Source organism: Sphingobium sp. YR768 (assembly GCF_900111125.1).
GTDB lineage: Bacteria > Pseudomonadota > Alphaproteobacteria > Sphingomonadales > Sphingomonadaceae > Sphingobium.
In genome coordinates this window covers 1-2,776 of the sequence record NZ_FOGE01000076.1, presented here as the reverse complement: position 1 = coordinate 2,776, position 2,776 = coordinate 1, and the positions used below count along the sequence as shown (strand labels likewise).

Genomic DNA, 2,776 nt, shown 5'->3' with positions numbered 1-2,776 from the left:
TGCGCGGCGACAACTACGATGGCCGGTTGAGCGGCAACTATGATGGCCGGTAGGATCGGTTGTCTGGGCTGAACGTAGGGAGGGGCGGAGCCCCGACCGGAGAGCGGACCAGACAACCGATGGCGATCTTCTTTCCCCTTCTTTCGGGGGTTGGTCGGGGCTGCGGCGGGCGGTGGTATCGGAACACTCATCGAACAAGGAACGATGGGTTTGCGATGCCGGGCCACCACATTTCCGATCAGCAGGTATTTCTCTTCATGACCCATCGTCGCCAACACACCCAGGCCGTCGCGGCTGCCAAGGCCGGTATCAGCGAGCGCAGTGCACGCCGGATCGAGAACGATCCGCAGCTTCCGTCCCAGAAGAAGAAGGAGCGCCACTGGCGCACCCGCGCCGATCCGCTCGAGCCATTCTGGCCACGTGTCGAGGAGTTGCTCCAGATCGACGGTATCATTGCCGTCACGGTCTTCGAGACGCTCCAGGACGAGTTCGGCGAGGATGCTGTTCCCGATGCGATACGACGAACACTGGAACGCCGGATCGCCCGCTGGCGGGCGCTGCACGGCGGTGAGAAGGAGATCTTCTTCCCGCAGCATCATGAGCCCGGTCGGCAGGGCCTGTCGGATTTCACGGTATGCGATAGTCTCAAGGTCACGGTTGCCGGCGAGACCCTGGCCTATCGCCTCTACCACTTCCGCCTGGCGGCGAGTGGCTGGGAGCATGCGGCTGTCGTGCTGGGCGGGGAGAGCTTTGCCGCCCTTTCGGAGCACCTGCAGGATGCGTTGTGGAAGCTGGGCGGTGCGCCGGCCGAACACCGCAGCGATTCCCTGTCAGCCGCCTACAAAAACCTCGACGCCGATGCGCAGCGGGATTTCACCCGAAGCTATGACGAGCTGTGCCGTCATTACGGCATGCTTGCCACCCGCAACAACCGCGGCGAGGCGCACGAGAACGGATCGATCGAAGGTCCGCACGGTCACCTCAAGCGGCGCCTCGATCAGGCCCTGCGCCGGCGGGGCAGCCGCGATTTCGTCAGCATCGAGGCCTGGCGCGAGTTCGTTGACGCCCAGGTCGCCAGGCAGAACCGACGGCATGCCGCGCGCATCGATGCAGAACGCAGGGTACTCAAGGCGCTGCCCGCAAGGCGAACCACCGATTTCGCCATGGTCACCGTCGATGTCACCCGCAACGGCACCGTCGGCATCGATCGGGTTACCTATTCGGTGCCTTCCCGCCTCGTCGGACGGCGCCTCAACGCACATCTCTTTGACGATCGCATCGAGCTCTTCCTCGGTCCGGACAGGGTAATGTCCACGCCGCGTGTGCGGATCAGTCATCCCCACCGGGGGCACAGCATCGATTTCCGGCACATGATCGGTAACCTGCGCCGCAAGCCCGGTGCACTACGCAACCTCGTCTACCGCGAAGCCCTGTTCCCCGATCACGCCTACCGGCGGGCCTGGCAAGCCTTCGATGCCCAGCTCGACGGACGGCAGGCCTGCCGCGATGCCGTCGCGCTGCTCGATATCGCCGCCAGGGGCGACTGTGTCGACGTGCTGGCCCGGCGGATCGATGAGGCACTCGACAGCGGGCGCCTGCCCGATGTCGATGCGCTCAGGGACGAGTTCCTGCCAACCGCAAGATCGCAGCGCGATGTCACTATCCCGCCACCCGATCTGCACAGCTACAACAGCCTGATCGCCAGCGGGGAGGTGCACTGATGACCCGCACCAAAGACCAGGCCGCCGCCGTGCTGCCTACCCTGCTCAAGGCCTTGCGCCTGCCGAGCATCAACCGCAACTGGAAGCGCCTTACCGACACCGCCGATCGCGATGGTTGGCCGGCCGCCAACCTGCTCGCCTCACTCCTCGAGATCGAGATGGCCGACCGTTCCTCCCGGCGCATCCAGCGCCATCGCGACCAGTCCGGCCTCCCGGCAGGCAAGACCTTCGCCACCTTCGATTTCGACGCCGCCCCCGGCATCCGCAAGCCGCACCTCTTGTCCCTGGCTGCCGGCGACGACTGGATCGAGAGCGGTGGCAACCTGCTGCTGTTCGGCCAGAGCGGCACGGGCAAGACGCACGCGGTTGCCGCCATCGGCCATGCCCTCATCGACGCCGGGCGACGTGTCCTGTTCTGCTCCACAACCGACATGGTCCAGAAGCTCCAGGCCGCACGCCGCGACCTCAGCTTGCCCGCGATGCTCGACAAGCTCGACAAGTTCGATCTCATCGTCCTCGACGACCTGTCCTACGTCCGCAAGGACCAGGTTGAGACCAGCGCCTTGTTCGAGCTCATCGCCCATCGCTACGAGCGCCATTCGATCGCCATCACCGCCAACCAGCAATTTTCGGCCTGGGACAACGTCTTTCCAGATCCAGCCATGACCGTCGCCGCAATCGACCGCCTCGTGCACCACTCGACCATCATCGAGATGAACGGCGAGAGCTACCGCAAGCGATCCGCCGTCGCCCGCATCAACGCCGGCGATTATGACCCATCGAATAGCGCGCCAGACCGGCCATCATAATTGTCGCTGACTTCGCTCGCGAGCACCCTGACTGAGACAACGGGTAATTGTCGCCAGCGGCAATTACCCCGAGCCCTTCAAACTGTCGCTTTCGTCCAGTGTCAGCGACAATTACCCAGCGCTGTAATTGACGATGCCCGGTTGCCCCCCGCAACCGCTCATGATAGCCCGAAGTCACCAACCGGCGCGGCCGCCTAACGGCCATCATAATTGACGCCGACCGGACTCCGTAATCGTCGCGCTACA

2 protein-coding genes are annotated in these 2,776 nt (G+C 64.4%); both read left to right on the top strand.

Translation table 11 applies throughout. The features are described 5' to 3' along the window. The first annotated feature begins 257 nt into the window (after positions 1–257). Positions 258–1,721, top strand: coding sequence for an IS21 family transposase (gene istA / locus BMX92_RS26670; protein WP_177185293.1), 1,464 nt, complete (start codon positions 258–260; stop codon positions 1,719–1,721). Then, positions 1,721–2,530: an IS21-like element helper ATPase IstB gene (gene istB, locus BMX92_RS26665; RefSeq protein ID WP_093022763.1), complete on the top strand. Its 810-nt coding sequence runs from the start codon at positions 1,721–1,723 to the stop codon at positions 2,528–2,530. The genes istA and istB overlap by 1 nt, the downstream gene beginning before the upstream one ends. The last annotated feature ends 246 nt before the right edge of the window (positions 2,531–2,776 follow it).

Bases quoted from the DNA above. Each gene is read 5' to 3' on its own strand.
- istA (WP_177185293.1), top strand. From the start codon at position 258: ATGACCCATCGTCGCCAACACACCCAGGCCGTCGCGGCTGCCAAGGCC.
- istB (WP_093022763.1), top strand. From the start codon at position 1,721: ATGACCCGCACCAAAGACCAGGCCGCCGCCGTGCTGCCTACCCTGCTC.